We start from the raw sequence: 26039 nt of genomic DNA on the forward strand, positions 1-26039 counted from the left end.
GTAGTGTGGGGTTTCCCCATGTGAGAGTAGGTCATCGTCAAGATTAAATTCCGAAACCCCTATCTGCTGACGCAGGTAGGGGTTTTGTTTTGCCTGAAAGAAAGTATTGGGGGGAAGTTCGTAACGAATTTACTCAGTTATTTTCAAGCCAGAGCACTAGAATAGCTTCACCCTAGCTGAGCCAGACCTCTTTATGTCAGATCCGTTGGACACTCATCGGTTGTCAGATCTACCCCTGAACGATCTGGTGGCTTGCCATGAGTGCGATCTGTTGATGCGCAAGCCTCAACTGGCCCATGGCGAAAAAGCTGAATGCCCCCGTTGTGGCTACGAACTCTACGCCCACCGACACAATGTGGTCGAGCGCAGCCTGGCCTTGGTCATCGCCGCTCTGCTGCTGTATGTGCCAGCGAACTTTCTACCCATCATGCAACTTAGCCTGCTCGGGCAATCCTCCCAGGACACCGTCTGGAGTGGCGTTGTCGCCTTGTTCGATACCGGCATGCAAGGCATATCGGTGGTGGTGTTTCTCTGCAGCATGGGCATACCACTGCTTAAGCTGCTGTGCCAGTTGACGGTACTGCTGACCATTCGCTTGAACATTGGCCGTAGCTACGGTTTGTTGCTCTATCGCATTTATCACCATCTACGAGACTGGGGGATGCTTGAGGTCTACCTGATGGGCGTGTTGGTAGCCATCGTCAAGTTGGCAGACATGGCCGCCATCACCATCGGCCTAGGCTTGGTGTGCTTTATCAGTTTATTGCTTGTTCAGGTGTGGTTGGAGGTGGTGATGTCACCGCATCAGATCTGGCAAGCATTATCAGGAGAAGATGCCCATGCGGGCGATTGATGCCGGCATTCTGATCTGTACCGAATGCCACGAATTGAATCGGTGGGATTGCGATGCACAAGGGCAGACCTGTACCCGTTGCGGTGCACAGGTCCACCCTCGGCGCCCGAACAGTCTGATGCGCACCTGGGCGCTGCTACTCACCGCTGCGATCCTCTATATCCCTGCCAATGTGCTGCCGATCATGACGATCAATTCCTTGGGGCAAGGTGCCCCGAGCACCATCATGGCCGGCGTCATCGAACTGGTGCAGCACGGCATGATTCCCATTGCTGCCGTGGTGTTCGTCGCGAGTATCGTAGTGCCCACCTTCAAGCTGGTAGGCATCGCCCTGTTGCTGTTTTCCGTACAGCGGCACCAGCCCATGTCTGCGCGGCAGCGCATCTTTATGTACCGTTTCATTGAGTTCATCGGTCGCTGGTCGATGCTCGATATTTTTGTAATTGCCATTCTGGTGGCCGTGGTGAATTTCGGACGACTCGCCAGTGTCGAAGCCGGTCTCGGCGCGATTGCCTTTGCCAGCGTAGTCATTTTGACAATGATTGCCGCAGTAACTTTCGATCCCCGGCTGATTTGGGATAACACGGAGTCGGATGACGACCATGACTGATTTGCCTACCGCTAAAACTCGACCGGCCTCGAACTGGTCGGCCATCTGGATCCTGCCACTGATTGCCTTGATCATCGGGGGCTGGCTCGGCTGGAAGGCATATAACGAGACAGGGATCCAGATCAGCGTGCGCTTTGAGAGCGGCGAAGGCATCCAGGTCAACAAGACCGAGGTGGTCTACAAAGGTATGCCGGTCGGCAAGGTCACGGCCCTCACGCTCGACGACGAGGGGAGCTCGAAGGGGGTCGTGGCGACCATCGAAATGAACAAGGACGTGGAACAGTACCTCAAGACCGGAACCCGCTTCTGGCTGGTCAAGCCAAGCGTCAGCCTGGCCGGGATCACAGGGCTGGAAACCCTGGTGTCAGGTAACTATGTGGCTATCAGTCCGGGTGAAGGGGAGTCCAGCCGCAAGTTCAAGGCCCTGGCCCAGGAGCCGCCATTGTCGGACGCCAAGCCGGGGTTGCACCTGACGCTCAAGGCCGACCGCTTGGGTTCGTTGAATCGGGGTAGTCCGGTTTTCTACAAGCAGATCCAGGTCGGACAGGTGAAAAGCTATCAACTGTCCGAGGACCAGAACACCGTCGAGATCAAGGTTTTCATCGAGCCGACGTATGCCAGCCTGGTGCGCAAACACACCCGGTTCTGGAATGCCAGCGGCATCAGCATCGATGCCAACCTCTCGGGTGTCAAGGTGCGCAGCGAATCCCTGGCCAGTATCGTGGCCGGGGGGATTGCGTTCGCCACGCCAGAAAGTCGCAAGGACAGCCCGCCGACGGATCCAAGCCTGCCGTTCCGTCTTTACGAGGATTTCGACGCCGCAGCCGCCGGTATCCGGGTGAAGGTCAAGCTCAGCGATTTCGAAGGCCTGCAATCCGGCCGCACGCCAGTGATGTACAAAGGCATCCAGGTCGGTAGCCTGAAAAACCTCAAGGTCGATCCCGACCTGTCCAGTGCCACCGCTGAATTGACCCTGGACCCCTTGGCCGAAGACTACCTGGTGACGGGAACGCAGTTCTGGGTGGTCAAGCCGTCGATCTCCCTGGCGGGTATCACCGGCTTGGAGGCATTGGTCAAAGGTAACTACATCGCCATACGCCCCGGCGACAAGGGCGGCGCCCCGCAGCGCGAATTCGAGGCCCGGGCAAAAGCGCCGCCACTGGACTTGCGCGCACCCGGCCTGCACCTGGTCCTGTTGACTGAAAACCTCGGATCCCTGGAGGTCGGCAGCCCGATCCTCTACAAGCAGGTCAAGGTCGGGTCGGTGCAGAGCTACCAGTTCTCTCGCAAGAAAAAGCAGTTGATCATCGGGGTACATATCGAGAAGGAATACGAAGGGCTGGTCAATGGTTCGACGCGCTTCTGGAATGCCAGCGGCATCACCCTCACGGGCGGCCTGACGGGAGGAATCCAGGTCAAGAGCGAATCGCTGCAAAGCCTGATGGCCGGCGGCATTGCCTTTGAAACGCCGGAGCCGAATGTGCCGTTGAAAAGGCGGGTCCCGCGCTTCCGGTTGCATGAGAATCGTGAAGCCGCGCAACAAAGTGGGACCGTCGTGACCATCAAGGTCGATCGTGCCGATGGCTTGCGCAGCGGTACGCCGATTCGCTTCAAGGGCTTGGATGTGGGCAAGGTCGAGGATGTGGACCTCAGTGCCGACATGCAGTCGGTATTGCTCACGGCGCGCATCACCGAGGTCCCGGAGCGTATCGCCCGGGTCGGTAGCCAGTTCTGGGTGGTCAAGCCTGAGCTGGGGTTGATCAAGACCTCGAACCTGGAAACGCTGGTGACCGGCCAATACCTCGAGGTGCAGCCGGCGGTGAAGAACCTCGGGCCGCAGAAAAACTTCGTGGCCCTTGCCAATCCACCGGAAAACGCGGTGCCTGAAGCCGGCCTGAGCCTGGTGCTGAGCGCGGCCCGCCGTGGTTCGTTGAAGATCGGCGTGCCGGTGACTTATCGCGAGGTGACGGTGGGCAAGGTCACCGGATATGAATTGGGCCAGACAGCGGATCGGGTGCTGATTCATATCCTGATCGAGCCTAAATATGCACCACTGGTGCGTAGTGGTACGCGCTTCTGGAATACCAGCGGCTTTGGTTTGGATTTCGGTTTGTTCAAAGGGGCGACGGTGCGGACCGAGTCGCTGGAAACGCTGATCCAGGGCGGCATCGCCTTCGCGACGCCAGACGGCGAGAAAATGGGCGGCCCGGCGCGAGCGGAGCAGACTTTCCCGCTGTTCGACAAATTCGAGGACGAGTGGCTGACCTGGGCGCCAAAGATCAAGCTCGGCAAGTAACAACACCGGCGTTGTCCGTGTTGACGCCATCGCGAGCAAGCTCGCTCCCACAGGGATGCAGGATCGTTCATCCAGAATCATTCCAATGTGGGAAGCGAGCTTGCTCGCGATGAGGCCTTCCGTTGCACTGAAGACTCAAAACTGGCGCAATAAAAAAAGGCCGCGATCCATTGGATCGCGGCCTTTTTCATACCCAGGTACTCACATCACACCGGATCGAGCTCCGGCTCATCGGCCTGTACATTCACCGTGGCTTTCACCGCATCACGACGGCGGATGTATTTCCAGTCCGCTTCGTCGATGTAGATGCCGTTCGGGCCGCTACCGCCCTCCAGGTCGATGGCGACACTGGCGCAGACTTGCGGCTTCACGCTGGCGAGAATCGGCACGAAGCCTAATTGCAGACTGGTTTCCAGCAGCGCTGCCTGGTTCTTTTCGTCGATGTCCGCCGCTTCGTCCAGGTAATACGGCAAGCGTACGCGGCCGGCCTGTTCGCGATCCATCAAGTGCAGCAACAAGTACATGTTGGTCAGCGCCTTGATGGTCATGGTGGTGCCGTTGGACGCTGCACCGTCGATGTCGGTATGAATCACCGGCTGGCCATTGACCTTGGTGATTTCGAAGGCCAGTTCGAACAGGTCCTTGAGACCCAACTGGTTGTGGTTCGCCGCCACCAGGCGCGCCAGATACTCCTTGGCTTCTTCGTTCTTGTTGTCCTGCTCGGCGCTCTGGCTGAGATCGAAGACCGACAGGGTTTCGCCTTCCTCGTACTGGCCGGCGCTGTGGATAATCTGGTCGATGTGCTTGAGGGCTTCCTTGTTCGGCGCCAGGACGATCCGGAAGCTCTGCAGGTTGGAAACCTGGCGCTTGTTGATCTCGCGGTTGAACAACGCCAATTGGTGTTCGAGGCTGTCGTAGTCGCTGCGGATATTGCGCAGGGTCCGGGCAATGTCGGTCACGGCCGCGCGGCGCGCCTTGCCCAGGGTCAGGGCTTCGTCGGTGCGGTGGGCATAGGCGTTGATCAGCAGTTGCAGACGCCGCTCCATATCGTCTTCGCTGTCGAACTTGGCCACGCCCTTGAGGCGAACCTGGGCGTATAGGGCTTCGATCTGTCCGTCGATCCGCAGCAAGCCCTGCCAGCTGTCCTGATAGTCGTTGAGCAATGGCAACAGGTTGTCCATGGAATCGTCGACCGGGTCCATGAATGGCGTGCCGAACGGCAGGTCCGCCGGCAACAACTGACGGCGGCGCAAGGCATCGTCGAGGGTGCGCTGCTTGGCTTCCATATCGGCGATCTGCCGGCCCACCAGTTGCAACTTGGCGGACAGTTGCTGGACGCGCTCGGTGAAGGCATCGCTGGAGCGCTTGAGCTCGTCCTGGGCGGCCTCCATCTGGGCCAGTTGTTCGAGCTTGTCGCTTTCCTCGGCGCTCAGGGTCTGGGTGCGTCGGAAATCTTCCAAGGCCTTTTGCGCATCCAGGACCTGTTGGTACAGGGCCTCGGTCTGGGTCTTGCTGGCAGCGCGGTCAGCGGCCACGGCCTGCTGGGTCTTGAGCTGCTTGAGCTCTTTTTCCAGGCGTTCCTTCTGGTCGCGCAACGCGGCACGGTCGGCCAGGGCTTGCAACGCGGGTGGCTCGATATGGGACAGGTCGATGGACAGCCCCGGTACTTCGAAACGCTCGCCTTTGAAGCCGTCCAGGATCAGCTCCACGGACTTGACCCAGTCACCGTTATCGTCCAGCGCAATGCCGTGTTCACCCAATGGCAGGCTGAACAGTGCGCTGTTGAACAGGCGCATGAGGCGTTCGACGTCCTGTTGCGAGAACTCTTCACGCAGACGGGCATAGCTGTTGTTGTCGGCGTGATCAAGCTGTTGCTTGACCGACTTCAGGCGTTTTTCCAGGTCGCGCAGACGTTCTTCCAAGTCTTCGGCGCTGAACTGCCGGGACTGGGCCAGGGCACCGGCCAATTCGTCGTGGGCGTCCTTGGCCGCGAGCAGTTGCTGCTCCAGCACCTTGACGTCGTCCACCAGGGCGAACCGATGCTTGAGCACCGACAATTCGCCCAGCCAGCGCTGGATGCCGGTGATTTCCCGCTCCAGGCGCATCAGTTCCTGGGTACTGCCGCGCTGGTCATTCTGCAGTGAGTCCTGTTCGTTGCGGTAGTGCTCGGCCTGGATGGTCAACTCTTCCTTGCGTGCACTGGCATAGTCCGACCAAGTTCCCAGCAGCGAATCGAGCAGGGGCGACAGACGGTGGAGTTTGCCACGCAGGATGTCGCGTTGTTTCACGCCATTGGCCAGGGCTTCCACCAGCGGGCCGGCCGCTACCAGGGAGTTGTAGTCCTGCTCCATGCGTCGTACGTCGCGGAAGGCTTCTTCGCACGCGGCGATGTAATCCACACTGCCGGAACGCAGGCTGTGCTCGAAGGCGTCGAGGAACAGTTGCTTGAGCTTGGCCGCGGTGATTTCGCGCATGTGCAGCAAGTTGATGAACAGCGCGCGGAAAGTCTTGAGGCTCTGTTCGCTGGTAGAACGCAGCGGGATCAGCGTCAGGTCCAGGGGAATGGAAGTATGCCCCCCCACCAGCAGGCGTCGCAGCTCATCGGGCTTGAGCTCATAGGCCTTCAGGCCCTCGCGTTCCAGGTTGGTGAACAGCTCTTTCTGACGCAGGCACGTGTCGTTTTTCTGGTAATGGGCCAAGTCCAGCTTGCCTGCATAGGCAAAGAACTGGTGGCCAAAACCGCCGCCAGGGCCTCGACCCACCACACCGATCACGTGGGGGCCGTGGGGCAGGGCGACTTCCACCAGGATATAGCTGGTGTCCGAGGCGAAGTAGAAGCGCCGGGATTGTTCCAGACTGTACTTGCCGAAGCTCATGTCCGACATGCGGGCCAGGATCGGGAACTGCAAGGCATTGATCGAGGCGGATTTACCGAGGTTGTTCGCGCCATACACCGACAGCGGTTCTTCCAGCGGGAACAGGCCAAGGCTGTAGCCGGCGGTGTTCAAAAGGGCGAAGCGGCGGATGCCGTAGCGTTCCTTGCTCATGCGTCGGTCTCCTGTTCTTCGGCAATGGCTCGGGCCAGTGCTTCTTCTTCGCTTTCACCCTCGAATTCGCTGAGATCCAGCGGATCGTCGGTCTGCAGCAGTTTTTCGTCGCTGTCCTCGTCGATCAGAACCGGAGCCGGCAACGGCAGCACGCTGTGCAGGCTGGCGGCCAGGTCGCGGTCCTGCTGGACCGACAGGCAGACATCGAGAAACCGGTGCATCGGCGGCAGGAAGCGGTACACGCCGTTCTCTTCGCTGGCGAAGCCCAGCTGGGTCATGCGGCGCATGATCTTTTCTTCGAGTTCTTCCTGGGTCTGTACTTCGGCCTGGATGAACAGGTCACGGTATTTTTCCAGCAGCGATGGCAGCTCATCGCGGCCCAGGCTACCGCCGTCGAGAACGGCGATCGGGTCGCGGCCCTGGTCGGCCAGGTGTTCGACCAGGATGAAGGTGAACAGCGCCAGGCGTTGTGCGGTCTTGTTCACCGCGGCGGCCGCCAGGTCCGGCACGAAATAGTAGAAACCACGGGTATCGCACACCAGTTCGAAACCCAGGGCCTTGAACAGCGTGCGGTACTGGTCCTGGAAGTTCGACAGTTGCGCATACAGCTCCGGGTCGCGGCGGCTGATGTGGTAGCCCTTGAACAGCTCGCGGAAAATCGGCGCCAGCTGGGACAGTTCGGATAGATCAAGATGCATGGGAAGTGCTCGCAGAATCCTCGGCGGTGTCGCCAGCCGAGAGCAGGGCGAAGGAGCGCAGGCTGACCTGATGCTCATGAGTGTGGTATTCGCGGCGTTCCAGACGCTCGCGCTTGAAACGCTTTTCCCGCGACAGGCGCGAGAACCAGTACAGCAATTCGTCGGTGGCGCCGTCCGGCTCCTGTTCCAGCAGCCAGGTCATCAGGTCCGGCATCGGCAGGGCGTCCTCGCAACGCTCGACCATCTCGCGCACCGTACGCGGCGCCCGCGGAGCATCGCCGCCCTTGTGAGTCTTGTGGGACTTGGGGAAGCGCGCCGGTTTCGGCTCGAAACGGGCCAGGGCGTACACATAGGCCTCGACCTGGCTGGCACTGCCGAGGAAGGTACTCTGCGGCCGGGTGAACAGCGGCATGGCGGCCTGCGGCACGGCATCGATGCCTTTGCGGCGGATGGCGGCCAGGGCCAGGGCTGCGCCACGGGTCACGGCGTTATGGCGACGGGCTTCTTCGCGCAGCGGCAGGAGCAGTTCGCGGGCGTGACGCAGGGTCAGTTGGGCGCTGGTCTGCATTTCCAGGATACGGGCATGGGTGCGCAACAACATGTCATCGTCCACCAGATGCCCGAGGCGCTGTTGTTCGGTGAGCATGCGCAACAGCACGTTCTCGACCTTGCGCACGCCTTGCTCGAACGCACCGTCGGCGTTCACCAGCTGGATCATCGGCTCGACGTATTCGTCCCAGGTCGCCAGTACTTCGGCGTAGCGCTGGCGCAGCGGGATCTGCCGGTCGCTGGTCTTGGCGCGTTCGGCCACGGCCACCAGGGCCTGTTCGTCGTTGGCGAGTTTCTTGAGCACGTCCCGCACCCGCATGTCCAGCAAACGCAACTGGCGGGCCAGGTCGTTGCCGTCGCGCACTTCGAAGGCATCCTGGATGTAGCCGGCCAGGCGCTCGAGGTGGCGCAGGTAGGCTTCGATCTCCAGGCACAGGCCCAGGCGATGTTCGCGACGCAGGTAGGCGAGAAAGTCGTGGATCTGGGCGTTGAGCTCGAAGCGGTTCGGGCTTTTCGCCACCGGCACGAGGATGTCCAGGCGGATCCACACGTCCAGCAGGTGGGTGATGTCCTGGGGCGTGCTGTCCAATTGCTGGGCGGCCAATTGTGAGCGCAGTTCGTTGAGGCTCAAGGTGCCCTGGTCGAAATGCTCGCACAACGGTTCCAGCAATGCCCAGTGTTCGGCGAGGGCGCGCAAGACGCGCTTGGGTTCGATCATCGCAATGGCCGTCGGGTTGGCAATTAAAAGCGGCAATTGTACTGCATCGGACCGGTTGCGATTCACCCCTGAGACGGACTGTCGTCGCGGATCGATCAACTAATGAGTCAACGGGGAAGCGATCCGCGTCGAAGGGCGGTAGAATCCTCCCCACTTTCAGTTATCCACAAGTGGCCGACCCTTGCTTATCGAGTCTCGTCGCCGCGCCTATCTGACCGCCATGCAGGTGGTCACCTGGCTGCCGCGTACCGAATTGCCGTTCGCCGCCCCGTCGCGGCCCGAACTGCTGGAAACGCCCGAGCCGCCTGGCGTCGTGCCGGTGGTGGCGGAGCCTGTGGCCAAGACCGTTGTCGAGCCGGTGACACCTGTCGAGCGGCCGAAGGTCGACGTGCCACGCCCGAGCCTGGCCTCGACCCGCACCAATGCCAAACCGGTGGAAGAAGTGTCGTCGACGCCGGCACCGGCCCGGGTCGCTCCGGTTCCGCCACCGCGGTTTACCCTGCAGCTGCTGCGTGCGGGGCGTTGCCTGCTGCTGGTGGAGCTGCCCACCGGCGAACCGTTCCAAAGCCGCGATCCTGCCTACCTGTTGCTCAAGGACATGCTGCGCGCCGCCGGTCTGCCGGACAGCCCACAGATCGTGGGAGAACCGGTGCGTTGGCCGCTGCTGTCCCGTGGAACGATGGACCAGGGGCCGGAAGCGGCGCGGGATTTCGTCCAGGGCTTCGTTTCGGCGCGACTCGAAGACGAGCCCTGCGTGTGTTTGTGGCTGATCGGCCTGCCAGCGGTCAAATTTGCCGGCGAGGCGGACCAGGATGCGTTCAATCGGGAATTGCAGGTCGAAGGCCTGGGCTCGGCCTGGGCAGTCCCCGGGTTGGAATTGTTAATGGAAACGCCACAGCGCAAGGCTGAAGTCTGGCAAGCCATGCGCCGGCTGATGGCGCGCTGGAAAGAATCGAATGAGTGACGCTGTATCGTTCCGCCCGATGACCGAGGCGGACCTCGACGCTGTACTGAAAATCGAATATGCGGCCTACAGTCACCCCTGGACCCGCGGGATCTTTCTCGACGGATTGAGCAAATACCAGATATGGCTGATGTTCGAAGGCCAGCAGCAAGTGGGCCATGGTGTCGTGCAGATCATCCTCGACGAAGCGCACTTGCTCAATATCACCGTCAAGCCGGAGAACCAGGGCCGCGGCCTGGGGTTGCGCTTACTGGAACACCTCATGTCCATCGCCTTCAACGCCCAGGCCCGGGAGTGTTTCCTGGAGGTGCGCGACAGCAACCGCGCAGCGTTCCGGCTGTATGAGCGATACGGTTTCAACGAGATCGGCCGTCGGCGGGATTATTACCCGGCGGTGGGTGGCCGCGAGGACGCCGTGGTCATGGCGTGTACTCTCGTCGAGTGACGCCTTCGCGGTGTTGACGCAGGGCGGGCACCATGCCGGCAAACCCGCTCCTGCCGCAGGCCTCAGCCGGGCCGGCCGGTCTTGTGTGGGAGCGGGCTGGCCCTCGAAGAAGCCGTCACATCCTGTCCTGATTCAAGCTGACCCGGCGCCATCGCGCTTGCCATCCAGTGGATCGATCTGCGCCATTTCCGCTTCGTCCAGGCCATCGCCCCCGCCGATGTCGTTTTCACCGACCACGCTCAGGTCCCAGTCGGCCTGCTCATCGTCGCCGCTTTCATAGGCGTCGCGTGCGCCGTCCTCGCGGATGAGGGTTTCAGGGCTCATGTCGTCTTCGGTGGGCTGATGATCATCCACAGAGGCTCCGGTCAGGCCCGCTTCGCGAACGCGTTCGCGCGGCATCAATTGTTCGCGTTCTTTTTCCGGCAGTTCGTCGCCGATCTTCGCACTGGGCTCATCATCGTCGAACTCCAGTTCGTGCATCGAACCCATGCGGTCTTCGTTGTCGTCGATGGGTTCCGGTTGCACCGCATCGAAAGGACGTCGTGAATCGTTCATGGCTACTCCTCGTTCTGGCCGTTAATGGGTGGACCCGCGGCCGGGTCGAGAATTCCAACGGCATTACAGAAGTGACCTCGGCAAGCGGCGTGCTGTCAAAGTTGCGGACTATTCTCGAGGGCTGGATAGCATGAACGAACTACAAGATCTGATTGATAACAACGCGCGCTGGGCCGATGCGATCAAGCAGGAGGATCCTGACTTCTTCGCCAAGCTGGCCCGTCAGCAGACACCGGAGTACCTGTGGATCGGCTGTTCCGATGCGCGAGTGCCGGCCAACGAGATCGTCGGCATGCTGCCGGGCGATCTGTTCGTACACCGCAACGTGGCCAACGTGGTGCTGCACACCGATCTCAACTGCCTGTCGGTGATCCAGTACGCGGTGGACGTGCTCAAGGTCAAGCACATCCTGGTTACCGGCCACTACGGCTGCGGCGGCGTGCGCGCTTCGATGCAGGATCGTCAGCTGGGCCTGATCGACGGCTGGCTGCGCTCGATCCGCGACCTGTATTACGAGCACCGCGAAGCGTTGGCCCAACTGCCCACCGAAGAGGAGCGCGTTGACCGCCTGTGCGAACTCAACGTCATCCAGCAGGTGGCCAATGTCGGCCATACCAGCATCGTGCAGAACGCCTGGCACCGTGGTCAGAAACTGTCGATCCACGGTTGCATCTACGGCATCAAGGACGGACGCTGGAAGAGCCTGGACACCACGATCAGCGGCTTCGAGCAATTGCCACCGCAGTATCGCCTGCGTCCAGTGGACGCGCCCTGAGCCCGTTGGCGTCAGTCACGATGACAGCGACGGCGCCAATGCTTGAGGAACTTCATGCCCTGTTCATTGGGTGGCTCATCATAACCGGTGATCCACCCATGACAGTTGGACGAACCGCACCGGCAGGCAAACTGCCGGTACAGTTTCGGCTCGGTGCTGGCGTAATCCATGGTCAGGCTGTCGCCCGCCTGTATGGCGGTCAGTGACCACAACCATAATTCGCTCATGTCCAGAAAGACATTCGGGTTGCAGGAATGCACCAGCAGCCCGGCGAAGCGCGGATCGTACATGTGGATTTCCGGCAGGATCTGCAAAGTGTGCAGGCGTCGTCGGCCCAACAGCAGCCCCGATACCCGGCACATCCGCTCCATGGGGGCGAACCGCCTGCGGGCGACGACGCCGTTGCCGCGCCCATTGGCGCCGCGCAGCACTTCGAAATCCCGCGCAGACGGATAGCCCAGCCGAGTGCTGAGTTCCTTTTCCGGGTAGATACAGTCCCGGCCCCGTGAACAGGATCGATCGGTCACAAAAATGGTCATGACAGTCCTTGTCGGTGCTGGGCACCCGACTTGCTGGCGCTGGCATCCTGCCAGCGTCGTGATTGACCTGGATAGTCTGGCCCCGATCCGGGGTGGTATCTACTGTCAACTCTGACAGGCGTCAAAAGCGCTTTCCCGCGTGAGCGCAGGCTTACGCGGGAAAGTCTTCTCGGCTTATACCGGTTCGGCGGGTAGCGGCATCGGCGCTTTCAATTGAGGAAGCTGCGACTTGATCGCCGGCGTCTCGCATTTCTTTGCCGCTTCGTCAGGCGTGAGCTTGCGAATCGAGGTATAGAACAACTCGCAGGTCTTTTCCTTTTGCGTGACTTGCCAGGTCTGCGTGCATTGGTTCAGCAGTGTGCTCGGATCCGTGTTCGGCTTGCTGCCCATGCCGGCTTGCCAGCAGGCGGCGCTCAGATCCTGGCCCATGACTTTCAGGCCGGCCGCATCGGCCTTGGCTTCGTCGCCGTCGTAGCTGTCCGGATCGGCGGCGTACCAGATGTAGCTGGGGTGGTTGGAGCCCAGCACCGGTACCTTCAGTCCCGCCGTCGGCGTGATGGTCGCCAGGCCAAGCACGCCTACCGTCGGGCCGTACTGTGTCTTGATCCAGTTACGCACCGGGGCACCGAAGGCCACCATCGGCAATGCGGCTCCGCTGGAGCCCTGGCTGACTTGCTTGACCATGGTGGTCTGGTAGTCGTTGAAATAGTCGTAGACGCCTTCCAGGGCCGAACCGGCGTTGGATGGGGCTGCGATCGGCGCGATGTCGATGATGGTCTGGTAGGCCGGGGTCTGGTCGGCGGCGATGCCGTTGACAGTCAACAGCGTGGCCCAGCGATCCGTGGTGGCCGATTCCAGGTAGTCCTGGGCCTGTGTCAGGGAGTAATCCGGCGGGAAGTGCAGCAGTTCAACACTCTTGCGGTTTTCCAGCGCCATGCCCAGCGGCAGGAACAGGTACCAGTTGTAGGCCCATTTCTTGTCGCCGTTGAGTTTGGTGGCGCCCGTGTAGGCCAGGTCACCGGCGTTGAGCAATGCGGTCAATGGCTGGCCGTAGCTCTTCGGCACGCCGGCTATATGGGCGTAGACCGTGTCATTGTCGCGTTTGACGCTGACCTTGGCCGCGCCGTAGCCGTCGCGCTGCACGCTCTGGGTCAGGTAATGCTCGACAGTCTGCTCCAGGGTCCAGTCGCGAAAACAGATGACGTTGCAGTTGTTGGGGTAGGCGAAAAGACGGGTCACGCGTTCGGTACTGCCAAGCTGTACATCGACGTCGGCATGGACGGTGGCGCTCAGCGCCAGGGCGGCAAGGGGAAGTACTGCGAGTTTAGACATGCTCAGATCCTTTTCAGCGTATGGGCCCCTCGGAACAGGGCGCCTCCATACTGAAACAGACCGGGCTGAAGAAAAAGTGGGCCGAGGTAAATATCGGCCCTTTTTTATGGCTTTATGGCATCACGGGCGGCAAATAATCCAACGTCGTTCCCAGCGCCCACAACAGCACCAGTACCAAGGGTGTGTGGACCAGCAATTGGACGAAGGAGAACCCGATCAGGTCCCTGGCCTTGAGCCCCAGCACACCGAGCAACGGCAGCATATAGAACGGATTGATCAGGTTGGGCAGCGCTTCGGCGGCGTTATAGATCTGTACGGCCCAGCCCAGGTGATAATTCAGGTCGTTGGCCACCTGCATCACATAGGGCGCTTCGATGATCCATTTACCGCCGCCGGACGGAATGAAGAAGCCCAGCACCGCCGAATAGACGCCCATCAGCAAGGCGTAGGTGTCATGCGATGCGATTTGTACGAAAAAGGTCGAAATATGGTGGGCAAGGGTCTGGGCATCGCTGCCCTTGACTGTGGTCAGTAACGCGGCAATGGAGCCGTACAACGGGAACTGGATCAGTACACCGGTTGTGGTCGGCACTGCGCGGGCCACGGCGTCGAGAAAGCTTCGCGGCCGCCAGTGCAGCAAGGCGCCCAGCATCAGGAACAGGAAGTTGTAGGTATTGAGCCCGGAAATCGCGCTGATCGCAGGCTTGCTCGAAAATTCGTGGAACAGCCAGCCAGCGGCCAACAGCACCAGGGCAATGGTCAGCAAGGGGCTGTGCTCCAGCCATTCGCCGGGACGGGTTCGTGGTTGCAAGGCCGGCATGCTGAAGCTCGGGTCGATTCCGCAGGCTGCGGCGTCGCGGGCGCTGTTCGGGCCCGGAGCGGTAGCGTAGGCCACGATCAAGGAGATCACGATCAACGCCAGCAGCATCACTGCGGACTGCCAGAGGAAAATGGTCTGGGTAAACGGGATGACGCCGGTGATCGCCAGGATCGACGGCGGCAGGCTGGCCGGGTTGGCCTGCAGTTGTGCCGCCGAGGACGACAACCCCAGGGCCCACACCGCGCCCAGGCCCAGGTAAGCGGCGGCGCCGGCGGCGCGATAATCCATTTTCAGATCGGTACGGCGGGCAAGGGCTCGTACCAACAGACCGCCGAACACCAGCGACAGGCCCCAGTTGAGCAGCGACGCAATCATCGAGATCAGCGCCACCCAGGCCACTGCCGAGCGGCCGTTCTTCGGGATGCGCGCCAGGCGATCGATCAGCCTGACGGCCGGCGGCGAGCTGGCGACCACATAGCCTCCGATCACGACGAATGCCATTTGCATGGTGAATGGGATCAGGCTCCAGAAACCGTCGCCGAATGCCATGGCGGCGGCCGTGGGCGTGGCGCCGATGAACTGCGTCGCCACCGCGACGACCAGCACAGCCAGGGCGGCGAAGACCCAGGAGTCAGGAAACCAGCGTTCGGCAAAACTGGAACAGCGCAAGGCGAAGCGGGCGGAGCGGCTGTCTTCGATGTCGGTGGTCACGGCAGTTACCTCGGTTTTTATGGTTGGTTTTGTGGGACGGGTAGCTGGAACAGTGAAGCCTCGGTAAACAGGGGCTACAGTAGAACAATCCACTGACCCTGGAAGGTTGGCCCGGGTTCTGGATCCGCGGAAAAAATTTCGGCCGACCAATGGCACTCTTCAGAAAAAAATCACCGGGCCGATGGCAAGAGGAATAGGCCCGTTAATCTCCTGCCCGTCGGAGCATGCCCATGTTCAATCAACGCTTGAAGCAGGAGCTGTCGGCTCTTCGCCAAGAACTGTCCAGCCTCATGCAAGTGAAGGAAAGCCTGGACCGCGAAATGCTGGCCCTGACCCTGGATGCAGAGGGCCGGGTGCAGTCGGTCAATCAGAAATTCCTCGATGAAATGCATTACAAGAGCCAGGATCTCATTGGCCGCTCTGTCGAGGACCTTATTCCTGGGTACTTGAAATCCAACGAGCACCAGCTTCGTTTCAAGACGGCGTTGACCCGCGGCGAGCATTTTTCCGGGGCCGTGCGCCTGATGCGAGGCGATGGCAAGGAAGCCTGGTTGCGTTCGATTCTTCAGCCAGTACGGACTGTCGACGGGCGGATCCGGTTTTTCTCGATGTATTCCAATGACCTGACCCGCACCATCGAGGGCTCTCGCGAGCATGAAAACCTTATCGGTGCGCTGGTGCGTTCGACGGCGGTGATCGAGTTCGACCTGGGCGGCCACGTCCTGACAGCCAATGATCGCTTCCTCAATGCCATGGGCTACAGCCTGGCGCAGATCAAGGGCAAGCACCACCGCATGTTCTGCGAGCCGGAGGAATACAACGGCGCGCAATACCAGCAGTTCTGGAAGCGCCTGAACAACGGCGAGTTCGTGGCCGGTCGCTTCAAGCGCCTGGACAGCAATGGGCGCGAGGTCTGGCTGGAGGCGTCCTACAACCCGGTGGTGGATGCCAACGACCGACTCTACAAGGTGGTCAAGTTCGCTACGAACATCACCGACCAGGTCAACCAGGAAAAAGCCGTCGCCGAGGCGGCCAGCATTGCCTACAGCACCTCGTTGCAGACCGACAACAGTGCCCAGCGCGGTACCTCGGTGGTGACCCAGGCCGTGGAAGTGATGCGCGACCTGGCCCGGCACATGCAGACCGCCGGAGAGGGTATCGAAGCCCTGAACGAGCAGTCCCTGGTGATCGGCACCATCGTCAAGACCATCAGCGGCATCGCCGAGCAAACCAACCTGCTGGCCCTCAACGCGGCCATCGAGGCTGCCCGGGCCGGCGAGCAGGGGCGGGGCTTCGCGGTGGTGGCCGATGAAGTGCGCCAACTGGCTTCGCGCACCAGCCAGGCTACCGATGAGATTGTCGGCGTCGTCCGCCAGAACCAGGACATGGCACGCAACGCCGTTTCGTTGATGACGGACGGCCAGCACCAGGCCGAACAGGGCCTGGCCCTGGCCGCTGAAGCCGGATCGGTGATCGTCGAGATCCAGGACGGCGCGAAAAAAGTGGTCGATGCGGTGAGTCAGTTTGCTAACCAGCTGTCCACTTGAAGCAAGGGTATTATCGTTTTTTACATATTAATTATTGTTTTGCGATAATTTTGTGGCTATGTTCTGGGCTCCTTTCGTTTGGTTGGAGCCTCGCATGTCTTCGAATCGTCTCGCCCTCTACAGCCAGCGCATGGCCGTCATTACGCTTGTCTTCATTGTCGTGATGATGGCCGTCAATGCGGCGGCCTGGTTGTTTCCGGAAGTTGCCTTGAAATACGGCCTGAGTTTTGCCCTGACCGAGCGACAGTTGTCCGGCCTGGTGGACGGGGCGGTGGGGTTGAGCGGTTGGCAACGCCTTGGCGGGATACTGCTGTCGAGCATCCCCTTGCTGGCGCTGGCAGCCGGACTGGTCAATTTGCGGCAGCTATTCAGGCATTATGCGCAAGGGATGTACTTTTCCAGCGAGGCAGCCGTCTACCTGGGCAATACCGGCCGAGCGGTAGCGTTGTGGGTGTTGCTGGATTTCCTCTGTGAGCCGTTTCTCAGCCTGCTCGTGACGATAAACGCCCCGGTCGGCCAGCGATTGATTACCCTCAGCGTGACGGCCCCCTCCTTTGTCGCTTTGTTTCTTGCCGCCTGTATCGCGATCATTGCCAGGATTCTGTCCCAGGCCAGCGAAGTCGATTCAGAAAACAGAACATTCGTTTGAGATTGTCATGCCTATCGTCATTCAACTGGATGTGATGCTGGCGACGCGCAAGGTCAAATCCAAGGACCTTGCCGCCGCTATCGGTATTACCGAAGCCAACCTCTCCTTGTTGAAGCAAGGAAAGGTCAAGGGCATACGCCTGGCGACCCTGGAGGCGATCTGCAGCTACCTGCAGTGCCAGCCCGGTGATCTACTGGTCTACCAACCCGAGGGGGAGCCCTGATTCCTTCAGGGCCTGGCTTCGTCAGTCTCCCAGGGCTTCTCCTTCGCGCCGCGGGTCTGCCCCCCCGGCCAATGATGTTCTGCCTTGTGGATCACGTAGCCGGACAATCGCCTGGGTCCCGCTGGTCATGTCGATCTCGGTCACGGTGTGGCCCTTGTCCTTCAATGCCTGGATCAGGGTTGGGCTGAACTGGCCCTGCTCCAGCTCGGTGGGGCCGTTGCGACTGCCGAAGTTGGGCAGGTTGATGGCGGTTTGCGGGTCCAGTTGCCAATCCAGCAGTCCGATCACCGACTTGGCGACATACTCGATGATCTGCGAGCCGCCCGGTGAGCCAACGGCGGCCAACAGTTCGCCGCTCTGGCGATCGAAGATCAGGGTCGGTGCCATGGAGGAGCGTGGGCGCTTGCCGGGTTCGACCCGGTTCGCCACCTTCCGCCCTTGTTCTTCGGGGATGAACGAAAAATCGGTCATCTGGTTGTTGAGCATGAAACCCTGGACCATCAGGTGCGAGCCGAAGGCCGATTCCACCGTGGTGGTCATGGACACGGCACCGCCCTGATCGTCCACTGCCACCACTTGTGAAGTGGAAATGCGCAGGGGAGAGCGGTCCGGTGCATAGGCCACCTGAACGCCCGGTGGTGTGCCGGGCTTGGCGACGCCCATGCTCCGCGGTCCGATCAGGCTGGCGCGGCTTGCCAGGTAGCCTGGGTCGACCAGGCCCTTGACCGGCACGGGGATAAAATCCGAATCGGCGACGTATTGGGCGCGGTCGGCGTAGGCCAGGCGTTGCGCTTCGGCGATCAGATGAACCGCTTGGGGCGCGGGTTCAAGGCCGGCGGGTTTATCGGTCTTGAGGGGCTTCAAGGGCGCAATGGCTGCGTGGCTGTCGCGCTGCTCCAAGGCCTGCAACGTCCCGAGAATCTGCGCCACGGCAATTCCACCGGAAGAGGGCGGGGCCATGCCGCAGACCTGCCAGCGCTTGTAGTCGGTGCACAGCGGCGCGCGCTCCCGGGCGGCGTAACCCTTGAGATCATTCAGTGAAAGGCTGCCGGGGTTGGCATGTCCCTGCACCTTGGCGACGATTTCCTTGGCGATCGCGCCCTCGTACAACGCATCGGCTCCTTCATTGGCGATACGCTTGAGCACGCCGGCCAGCGCAGGATTCTTCAGCAATGTACCAACGGCCTTCGGCCTGCCATCGGCATTGAGGAAATAGGCGGCCATGTCCGGCGAACCTGGTAGGGATGGGTCCGCCGCGATCATCGAGTGCAACCGTGGCGAAATCGCAAAGCCCTGTTCCGCCAGCCTGATGGCAGGCTCGAACAGACTGGCCCATTTCAGCCGGCCATGCTTGCGATGAGCCAATTCCAGCGCGCGCAGCACGCCGGGCGTGCCCACGGAACGGCCACCGATCTGTGCGGCGGTAAATGGCATGGGCTTGCCGTCGGCTTGCAGGAACAGTTTCTCGGTGGCGCCGGCCGGTGCCGTTTCGCGACCGTCATAGGTGCGCACGGCCTTACCGTCCCACAGCACGATGAACGCGCCGCCGCCAATGCCTGAAGACTGCGGCTCCACCAGGGTGAGTACCGCCTGCATGGCAATCGCCGCGTCGATGGCCGAGCCTCCGCGCCGCAACATTTCCCGCCCGGCTTCGGCGGCCAGGGGGTTGGCCGCTGCGGCCATGTGTTTGTCGGCGTGTCGGGTCTGCAGGTCGGTGCGATAGCCGGAAGCGATTTCCGGTGCGGTCGGTAATGCTGGGGGGGCGGTGGAAGAGGGTGGAGCCTTACAGGCGGCGAGTGTGAGAGCGACAGCCAGCAGCGAAACGGCTGACAGACGATGAAGATTCGGTTTGAGAGCTGTAAGCACGTGTCACTCCATCCGTGGGTCAGGGGATGGGGCCGACTGTAGCGCGTGCTTTCATTGGATGTCGAATTCGCTGCCGGCACTTGGGCAGACGTCGAACCTTCTTCATGGCAGGTGAACTGTGGATCAAATGCACAGGCTGGCGGGGGACATCCCGCTTCTGGCCGTCCTCGGATCGACGGTTTCTTCGAGGCATAAAAAAACGGCTTATCTTTCGATAAGCCGTTTTTAGTACTTGGTGGCTACACAGGGACTTGAACCCCGGACCCCAGCATTATGAATGCTATGCTCTAACCAACTGAGCTATGTAGCCAAGTGGCGCGCATTATTCGCCGGTAACGAGGAAGTGTCAAGCGTAAATCTGAAATATTTCTCTGCGCTTTCAACTGCTTATCCATCCTCGCCACAAATGCCTGTCAGCCGAGTTGAAATCTTCCGGTGTTGGCGCTCAGAGCCTGGCTTCCCTGGCTCAGGGTATCGGCTGCCAGGTTCACTGCCCGTGCACCTTCGAGCAAGCGCATGGCCGCCTGGTCGACCTGCTGGATATTGCCGCTGACCTCATCGGCTGTACTGGCCTGTTCGTCCACGGCGGTGGCGATCTGCGCCAAGGTATCGGTGACGCTTTGCACGGCGCTGGCAATTTCTCCCAATCGTTCGCCCAGGCTGGTGACGGCTTGCGCATCGGTCTGTGCCTGCTCGCAGGCGGCTTCCATCAGGCTGACGGCTTCGTTGACCGTGGCGCGCAGGCTGTCGACGGTGCCCGCGATCTGCTGTGTGGAGGATTGGGTGCGTTGCGACAGGCTACGGACTTCATCGGCCACCACTGCAAAACCACGGCCTTGCTCACCGGCGCGAGCGGCTTCGATGGCGGCGTTGAGGGCCAGCAGGTTGGTCTGCTCGGCCACGCCGCGGATGGTGTCCACTACCATCTGGATCTGTTGCCCTTGCTCGCTTACCCGGCCCAGTGCGGCGGCGGTGTCGTTGAGTCGCTGGTTGAGTTGCTGGATGCTCGCCGTGGTGCGTTGGCTGTCGCGGCTGCTGTCGGCGGCGATGCGTCGGGTCTGTTGGGCGCTGCCGGCTGCCTGTTCGCAGCTTTTGGCCACGCCTTGGGACGTCGCGGCCAGTTGCGTCGCGGCAGCCGCGATCTGGCTGATCTGCAACTGCTGGGCCTCGACTTCGCCCAGGGCCCCGCTGGAGTGGGTGTTGAGGGTGCGCACGGCGTCGCTCACTTGCAACGTCTCATGATCGACCCCCAGCAGGCTGCTGCGTAGCTGCACCACGGCAACGTTCAAGGCTGTGCTGATGGCCGCCAGTTCGTCGCGTCCCTGCACCGGCACTTGCAGGCTGAGGTTACCGTCACGCAGGGCTTCGGCCAGTACGGTGATGCCGCTGGCGCTACGGCGGATAGACGACTGCAGGCAAATGAACAGATAGAGCGCTGCCAGCAGCAGGCAACCCAGTACCGTCGCCACCAGGACGAACTGGCGGATCGCCGAGCCGTGGTAGTGGTCCAGCCGCGTATCCAGCGCCACCAGGGATTGCTGGCGCAGGAGCGCCAGGTCGACGAGGAGGGCATCCAGGTGCTTCTCGAAATCTTCCGGCTTGAGATTGATAGAACCGCCGAACACGCCGTCATCCAGGACTTTGAGGCCCGCATCCAGATGTTTGAGGCTGCCCTGGTATTGACCGGCCCAGCCTTGCAGTTCGCTGGGCAGGCGTGCCTCCAGCAGCCCGCCGGTCTTGAGCAGTTGATCCCGGGCGTCACCGATCCGGCTGCGCAGGTCGCGCAATTGCAGGCGGCTCTGCAGGGTGAATTGGCCTGACACCACCGAAGCCTGGCCGACGCTGGCCAGGCGCCCGACCCGCTCGATCAGGTCTGGGGTCTGCTGGGTGGAGATCTGGGTCAACAGATAGGTCTCGAGCCAGGAGGCGAGGGTCAGGCGGTTGTCCATCACGATCTGCTCGCGCAAGGCTTGCAAGGCGCTGAGCGACGCGGTGAAGCGATCATAGCCGTCCGGCCACCAGCCTACGGAGCCCAGGCTTTTCGAATCCAGGCCTTTGAGGCTGTCTTGCAAGGTCTGGTAACGGCTGAGGGTGTCGCCTTCGGCTCCTTCCGTCTGCAGGGTCGTGCCCAGTTCATTGGCGGCCTGGTTGAGGGCCGGTTGCACGGCGTCGAAAGCCGCCATCGCCGCGAGCGTGGCTGGCGTGGGTTGTCGGTTGGTCTCCGTGGCGCGCCACCGGGCCGCACGGTTGCGCTGGGCGGTCAGCAGGTTGTCCAGGTTATCCAGGGCCAATAGCTGGCGTACCCCGGCGCGTTCGCCGGAAATCAGGTTGAGTTTGTCGCGATAATCCTGGCCGATGATCCACAGGCTGCCCATGATCGGCAGAATGAAAAGCAGGAACAGCAGCTGGAATTTACGGGCGAAACCGAAACGCCCCAGCAGCCTGATGCCCGGTGATAGAAAAGCCTGCATGCCCATACTCCACTGAACACCCTTGCACTGTTTTTGTGCGTTTCTACACAAGTGCGCAAACGGGTGCCCTTTTAAAAGGCCTCGAAAGTTTGCCCAGGTCCGCTCTGTAGGCAGGCTCTGTAGCGAAACTTCCCATTCTCGGTCCCCTTTGTAAGAGGCCGCGTCGTAGGCGATAAGCAAGGCAAGATTCAGACCATGGCTTTGAGCTATCACCTTGCTCGAGGACAATTTTTCACAGTCGATAGCTAGCTAATGGGATAGCCTTGTTGCACCGAAAAATGGCACATTGATGAACCTGCCCGTGTGCACCCATCCGATGTATGGAAACCTCCCATGGCTATCAGCAATCCCCAGGCCGGCATTGCCCCCATTCCGACCGCCACCGACAGCAGCCCCCTGGTCATGCGCATCATTGGCGCCGTGGCACTGGCGCATCTGATCAATGACCTGATCCAGGCCGTCCTGCCCTCGATCTATCCGATGCTCAAGGACAGCTACGGCCTGAGCTTTACGCAGGTGGGCCTGATCACCTTGACCTTCCAGCTCACCGCTTCGCTGCTTCAGCCCTGGGTCGGCTATCACACCGACCGGCACCCCAAGCCCTGGCTGCTGCCGGCCGGTACGGTGTGCACCCTGATCGGCATCGTGATGATGGCCATGGTGGGCAGCTTCGCCATGATCCTGCTGGCCGCCGCGCTGATCGGCATCGGTTCGTCGACTTTTCACCCGGAAGCCTCACGGGTTGCCCGACTGGCCTCGGGCGGGCGTTACGGCCTGGCGCAGTCGACGTTCCAGGTCGGCGGTAACGCCGGTTCCGCGTTCGGTCCCTTGCTGGCGGCGGCGATCATCGTTCCATACGGGCAGGGAAATGTGGCCTGGTTCGGTCTGTTCGCGCTGTTCGCCCTGTTTGTGCTGTACCGCATCAGCCGCTGGTACGCCAATCACCTGAACCTGTTCAAGCTCAAGCAGGGCCAGGCGGCCACCCATGGTTTGTCCAGGGGACGGGTACTCAGTGCGCTGGTGGTGTTGGGGCTGTTGGTGTTCTCCAAGTATTTCTACATGGCCAGTTTCACCAGCTATTTCACTTTCTATCTGATCGAGAAGTTCGACCTGTCGGTGGCCTCCTCGCAGTTGTACCTGTTCCTGTTCCTCGGCGCAGTGGCGGCGGGCACGTTCTTCGGCGGTCCTATCGGCGACCGGATCGGGCGCAAGGCGGTCATCTGGTTCTCGATCCTGGGCGTGGCGCCGTTCACCTTGATCCTGCCCCATGTCGACCTGCTGTGGACCAGCATTCTCAGCGTGGTCATCGGTTTCATCCTGGCGTCGGCGTTCTCGGCCATCGTGGTGTACGCCCAGGAACTGGTGCCGGGTAACGTCGGAATGATCGCCGGAGTGTTCTTCGGGCTCATGTTCGGCTTCGGCGGGATCGGTGCCGCGTTGCTGGGGCATCTGGCGGACATCCATGGCATCGAGCATGTGTACTGGCTGTGTTCGTTCCTGCCTCTGCTGGGTGTGTTGGCGATCTTTCTGCCAAGGACCAAGAAAGCCTGAGGCGGGCGGTACCGATGTAGCAGGGGACCCCAGGTCCCTTGCCACGGGCTGTGTTCAACGCTGTATTCGACGAGGGTGAAAAAGAGCGGCCGGCCCCGTCGGCGTAGTTGCCCATCCTTTGGAATAACCGTGGCGAACGTCCAATCAGTAGCCGACGAGTCAGTGCCGTTACTACCAAAGTACTGATTTGTATAAGTCCTAAGTTGATGTTGTAGAAATATTGCCCGTGCTAATTTGCTGCCGTGGTTGTTGGTTTGAATGGATTCTGCGGCTTTATTCAAGGTGACCCTGGGTTACAGCAGAAGTGGGCTTCTACATTCTTTCCGCCTATCACCCTCGTGTCGTCGAAATAACGCCTCCGGTCTTTGATTCGAACGCCTCTACCGCCGCCCGGTGAATAGAGCGATGAACCTTGCCCCCACCTGCCACGTTTCATGCTGAGTCAGCTGTATCGCCGTGCCCCTGAAGGCGTTCGCCTGAGAAACGGCGTAAGCAGCAACGATCGTTTGTTATCCGCCACGTCGTGCACACGTTGGAATGCCGTCGTCGTTGACGTCGGCAATAAATAGAATCAGGCAGGGGTTGATATGAAGTTCAAGTCATTGCAGGCACGCATTTGTGTCACGGCGGGCGTATGCCTGTTTGTCTCATCGATCAGCCTGGTTGTGTACGGGCTCTTCAGTGCTCGGGCCAATGAGCAATATGTCGCGACCGAAGTCAGCGCGCTGATTGAAAAGTCGACCATCCGGGAAATCCAGAACCTGGCCGAGTCCCGTGCCAATGCCATCCAGGCCAGGCTGCAGAATGCGCTGGATGCGGCCCGTACGATGGCCAATACCTTTGCCGCCAGCAAGGTGGCGCAAAGCCCCCTGGCCCTGGGACGGGAACAGATCAACAGCGTCCTGCTCGGCGTGCTCAAGGATAACCCGGACTTCAACGGTACCTATTCCTGCTGGGAGCCCAATGCGCTGGACGGGCAGGATGCTGCGTTCCGCAATGCCGAGGACGGCAACAATCCGCTGACCGGCCGCTTCACCCCGTATTGGACACGCAGTGCCGACGGCCATATCGCGGTGCAGCCCCTGGTCGAATACGACTCTGCGGACCGTCACCCCAACGGTGTGCCCAAGGGCGGCTGGTACAGCGGGCCGCGCGATACCCTGAAGGAGAGTGTGCTGGACCCCATTCCCTATGTGGTCCAGGGCAAGAACGTCTGGCTGACGACTCTGTCGGTCCCCATCGTGGCCAACGGCAAGTTCTATGGGGTGGTCGGAGCGGACTTCGATATCGCCTTTATCCAGAAGCTCAGCGAGCAGATGTCCGCTGAACTCTACGACGGTAAAGGTACCGTCACTATCTTGAGTAACCAGGGACGGGTAGTGGCCGACAGTCGGCGTACCGATCTGATTGGCCAGCCCATCAAGGCCCTGTTGCCTGGGTCGTGGGAAAAAGTGCTTCGCGACATCCAGGGCGGGCAGGGCGATGGCTTGCTCAACCCGCAGACGCAGGACATCGAAGTGCTGATGCCCATCAGCCTGGGTCGCACGGGCAAGCCATGGGCGGTGCTGATTCGCCTGCCCAAGGCCGTGGTCATGAGCCAGGCCATCGCCCTCGAACAAGAGCTGCAGGCGCGCAGCATCAACAACAGCATCTGGCAGGTGTCGGCGGGGATGCTCATCTCGCTGCTGGCCTTGGCTGCCTTGTGGTTTGCCGCCGCGAAAATCGTCGGGCCGATTCGCGAGGCCGCAGCCTTGGCCGCCAATATCAGCCTGGGGGATTTTTCCCGGCGCCTGGTGCAGAAATCCGAGGATGAAGTGGGCCAGCTGTCGGCCGCGCTCAACGACATGTCCGAAAGCCTGCAGCGGCAGGTCCGGGTGGCCGAGCGCATTTCCGAGGGCGATCTGGACCTGGAGGTGCGCTTGTCCTCGCCCAACGACACCCTTGGCAAGTCCCTGGAGAAAATGGTCAGTAACCTCAACCAGCTGATCTGCGAAGTCCAGGCCAGCGCCACCCAGATTACCGGCAGCTCGGCCCAGGTCACCGACCTGAGCCAGTCGTTATCCGAAGGGGCGTCCAACTCCGCATCGTCCATCACTGAAATCAGTGCCGTGATGACGCAGATGGCCGCGCAGACCAGGGACAACGCCGACAACGCCAGGAAAGCCGATGAGCAGTCACAGGCTTCGAGGGCCGATGCGGGTGAGAGTGACAAGCTGATGAGCGAGCTGATTGCCGCCATGACCGAGATCGACAACTCGGGCAAGGACATCACGGCGATCATCACCACCATCGATAACATTGCCGCGCAAACCAACCTGCTGGCCCTCAACGCAGCCATCGAAGCGGCCCGGGCGGGTGAGCTGGGACGCGGTTTCGCCGTGGTGGCCGATGAAGTGCGCAGCCTGGCTGCCCGCAGCGCCGAGGCCGCGCAGCAGACGGCGGCGTTGATCGCCGACTCCTCGAGCAAGACCCAGCGGGGCATGATCATCGCGGGCCGGACTGCTGAGTCCTTGAAGAACATCGTCAATGGCACCAGCGCGGTTTCCAATCTGGTCTCGCTGATCTACCAGGCGTCCAGCGAGCAGGCGTCGGGCTTGCAGCAGGCCAGTATCGGGCTGGAGCAGATCGATGAAGTGACGCAGAAAAACCAGTCGAACTCGCAAGAATGCGCAGTGGCTGCCAAGGACCTTTCGGAGCGGGCCTCGTTGATGCAGCGGGTGCTGGGACGCTTCAAAGTCAAGAGAGGCTGAGCGCTACAGGTCTGCGCCGGATGAAAAAATCCCCAGCGATGCCGGGGATTCTCCGGGGCCGAGCCGTGGG

The 26039-nt window shown here is 61.1% G+C and carries 19 protein-coding genes, 1 tRNA gene and 3 pseudogenes; 13 read left to right on the forward strand and 10 right to left on the reverse strand.

Annotated elements, in window-relative coordinates; all coding sequences use genetic code 11:
* The first annotated feature begins 193 nt into the window (after window positions 1-193).
* Genes BT179_RS20365 through BT179_RS20375 form a run of 3 tightly spaced genes read left to right on the forward strand, consistent with a single transcriptional unit; the run spans window position 194 to window position 3759 of the window.
* Window positions 194-853, forward strand: coding sequence for a paraquat-inducible protein A (locus BT179_RS20365; RefSeq protein WP_072431543.1), 660 nt, complete (start codon window positions 194-196; stop codon window positions 851-853).
* Window positions 840-1463 (forward strand): paraquat-inducible protein A, encoded by a 624-nt coding sequence (locus BT179_RS20370; protein WP_072396721.1) that lies wholly within the window; start codon window positions 840-842, stop codon window positions 1461-1463. The genes BT179_RS20365 and BT179_RS20370 overlap by 14 nt, the downstream gene beginning before the upstream one ends.
* Window positions 1456-3759, forward strand: a complete 2304-nt coding sequence (locus BT179_RS20375) for a PqiB family protein (protein WP_072397205.1) — start codon at window positions 1456-1458, stop codon at window positions 3757-3759. Before BT179_RS20370 ends, BT179_RS20375 begins: the two co-directional genes overlap by 8 nt.
* A gap of 206 nt (window positions 3760-3965) precedes the next feature.
* On the opposite strand, the gene mksF is transcribed toward BT179_RS20375, so the two are convergent.
* Genes mksF through mksB form a run of 3 tightly spaced genes read right to left on the reverse strand, consistent with a single transcriptional unit; the run spans window position 3966 to window position 8771 of the window.
* The gene (gene mksF, locus BT179_RS20380) at window positions 3966-6806 is read right to left on the reverse strand and encodes an Mks condensin complex protein MksF (protein WP_072396723.1); all 2841 of its coding nucleotides are present in this window, start codon (window positions 6804-6806) and stop codon (window positions 3966-3968) included.
* Entirely contained in the window at window positions 6803-7504 is a 702-nt protein-coding gene (mksE, locus tag BT179_RS20385; protein WP_072396725.1) for an Mks condensin complex protein MksE, read from the reverse strand. Before mksE ends, mksF begins: the two co-directional genes overlap by 4 nt.
* Window positions 7494-8771: an Mks condensin complex protein MksB gene (gene mksB, locus BT179_RS20390; protein WP_072396727.1), complete on the reverse strand. Its 1278-nt coding sequence runs from the start codon at window positions 8769-8771 to the stop codon at window positions 7494-7496. Before mksB ends, mksE begins: the two co-directional genes overlap by 11 nt.
* Window positions 8772-8952: 181 nt before the next feature.
* Between mksB and BT179_RS20395 the strand changes: the two genes are divergently transcribed.
* Window positions 8953-9735: an energy transducer TonB gene (locus tag BT179_RS20395; RefSeq protein ID WP_072396729.1), complete on the forward strand. Its 783-nt coding sequence runs from the start codon at window positions 8953-8955 to the stop codon at window positions 9733-9735.
* Window positions 9728-10180 (forward strand): ribosomal protein S18-alanine N-acetyltransferase, encoded by a 453-nt coding sequence (rimI, locus tag BT179_RS20400; protein ID WP_072396731.1) that lies wholly within the window; start codon window positions 9728-9730, stop codon window positions 10178-10180. The genes BT179_RS20395 and rimI overlap by 8 nt, the downstream gene beginning before the upstream one ends.
* A 132-nt stretch (window positions 10181-10312) precedes the next feature.
* On the opposite strand, the gene BT179_RS20405 is transcribed toward rimI, so the two are convergent.
* Window positions 10313-10735, reverse strand: coding sequence for a serine kinase/phosphatase (locus BT179_RS20405; protein ID WP_072431544.1), 423 nt, complete (start codon window positions 10733-10735; stop codon window positions 10313-10315).
* Window positions 10736-10865: 130 nt separating this feature from the next.
* On the opposite strand from BT179_RS20405, the gene can reads away from it, so the two are divergent.
* Entirely contained in the window at window positions 10866-11510 is a 645-nt protein-coding gene (gene can / locus BT179_RS20410; protein WP_072396736.1) for a carbonate dehydratase, read from the forward strand.
* 11 nt (window positions 11511-11521) lie between these two features.
* Here can and BT179_RS20415 read toward each other — a convergent pair whose 3' ends face one another.
* From BT179_RS20415 to BT179_RS20425, 3 genes are all read right to left on the reverse strand, one after another.
* On the reverse strand, window positions 11522-12049 hold the full coding sequence (locus BT179_RS20415; protein ID WP_072431545.1) for an SET domain-containing protein: 528 nt from the start codon (window positions 12047-12049) through the stop codon (window positions 11522-11524).
* A 174-nt stretch (window positions 12050-12223) separates the two neighbouring features.
* Complete coding sequence (locus tag BT179_RS20420) at window positions 12224-13381, reverse strand: hypothetical protein (RefSeq protein ID WP_072396751.1); 1158 nt, start codon at window positions 13379-13381, stop codon at window positions 12224-12226.
* Between the two features lie 112 nt (window positions 13382-13493).
* On the reverse strand, window positions 13494-14912 hold the full coding sequence (locus BT179_RS20425) for a short-chain fatty acid transporter (RefSeq protein WP_072396758.1): 1419 nt from the start codon (window positions 14910-14912) through the stop codon (window positions 13494-13496).
* 320 nt (window positions 14913-15232) lie between these two features.
* Here BT179_RS20425 and BT179_RS27285 point away from each other — a divergent pair.
* The 4 genes and pseudogenes from BT179_RS27285 to BT179_RS20440 all read left to right on the forward strand — a co-directional run.
* Window positions 15233-15919: pseudogene (locus tag BT179_RS27285) on the forward strand (PAS domain-containing protein); the annotation flags it as partial.
* Window positions 15920-16027: 108 nt separating this feature from the next.
* Window positions 16028-16459, forward strand: a pseudogene (locus tag BT179_RS27290) (methyl-accepting chemotaxis protein); the annotation flags it as partial.
* Between the two features lie 94 nt (window positions 16460-16553).
* Window positions 16554-17108 carry a DUF2975 domain-containing protein gene (locus tag BT179_RS20435; protein ID WP_072396765.1) on the forward strand — a complete coding sequence of 185 codons (555 nt, stop codon included), beginning with the start codon at window positions 16554-16556 and terminating at the stop codon, window positions 17106-17108.
* 7 nt (window positions 17109-17115) lie between these two features.
* The gene (locus BT179_RS20440; protein ID WP_072431546.1) at window positions 17116-17331 is read left to right on the forward strand and encodes a helix-turn-helix domain-containing protein; all 216 of its coding nucleotides are present in this window, start codon (window positions 17116-17118) and stop codon (window positions 17329-17331) included.
* A 21-nt stretch (window positions 17332-17352) separates the two neighbouring features.
* Here BT179_RS20440 and ggt read toward each other — a convergent pair whose 3' ends face one another.
* The 3 genes from ggt to BT179_RS20455 all read right to left on the reverse strand — a co-directional run bounded on the left by ggt (window position 17353) and on the right by BT179_RS20455 (window position 21674).
* Window positions 17353-19197, reverse strand: a complete 1845-nt coding sequence (gene ggt, locus BT179_RS20445; RefSeq protein ID WP_072396776.1) for a gamma-glutamyltransferase — start codon at window positions 19195-19197, stop codon at window positions 17353-17355.
* Between the two features lie 233 nt (window positions 19198-19430).
* A tRNA-Met gene (locus BT179_RS20450) sits at window positions 19431-19507 on the reverse strand.
* Between the two features lie 103 nt (window positions 19508-19610).
* A complete protein-coding gene (locus BT179_RS20455) occupies window positions 19611-21674 on the reverse strand; it encodes a methyl-accepting chemotaxis protein (protein WP_371264414.1) in 2064 nt (687 codons plus the stop codon).
* A 327-nt stretch (window positions 21675-22001) separates the two neighbouring features.
* Between BT179_RS20455 and BT179_RS20460 the strand changes: the two genes are divergently transcribed.
* The 3 genes and pseudogenes from BT179_RS20460 (at window position 22002) to BT179_RS27300 (ending at window position 25969) form a co-directional block, all read left to right on the forward strand.
* Entirely contained in the window at window positions 22002-23219 is a 1218-nt protein-coding gene (locus BT179_RS20460; protein ID WP_072431547.1) for an MFS transporter, read from the forward strand.
* An 827-nt stretch (window positions 23220-24046) separates the two neighbouring features.
* A pseudogene (locus tag BT179_RS27295) lies at window positions 24047-25069 on the forward strand (HAMP domain-containing protein); the annotation flags it as partial.
* A 111-nt stretch (window positions 25070-25180) separates the two neighbouring features.
* Window positions 25181-25969 carry a methyl-accepting chemotaxis protein gene (locus BT179_RS27300; RefSeq protein ID WP_371264417.1) on the forward strand — a complete coding sequence of 263 codons (789 nt, stop codon included), beginning with the start codon at window positions 25181-25183 and terminating at the stop codon, window positions 25967-25969.
* The last annotated feature ends 70 nt before the right edge of the window (window positions 25970-26039 follow it).

Source organism: Pseudomonas sp. NFACC43 (genome assembly GCF_900119645.1).
Taxonomy (GTDB): Bacteria; Pseudomonadota; Gammaproteobacteria; order Pseudomonadales; family Pseudomonadaceae; genus Aquipseudomonas.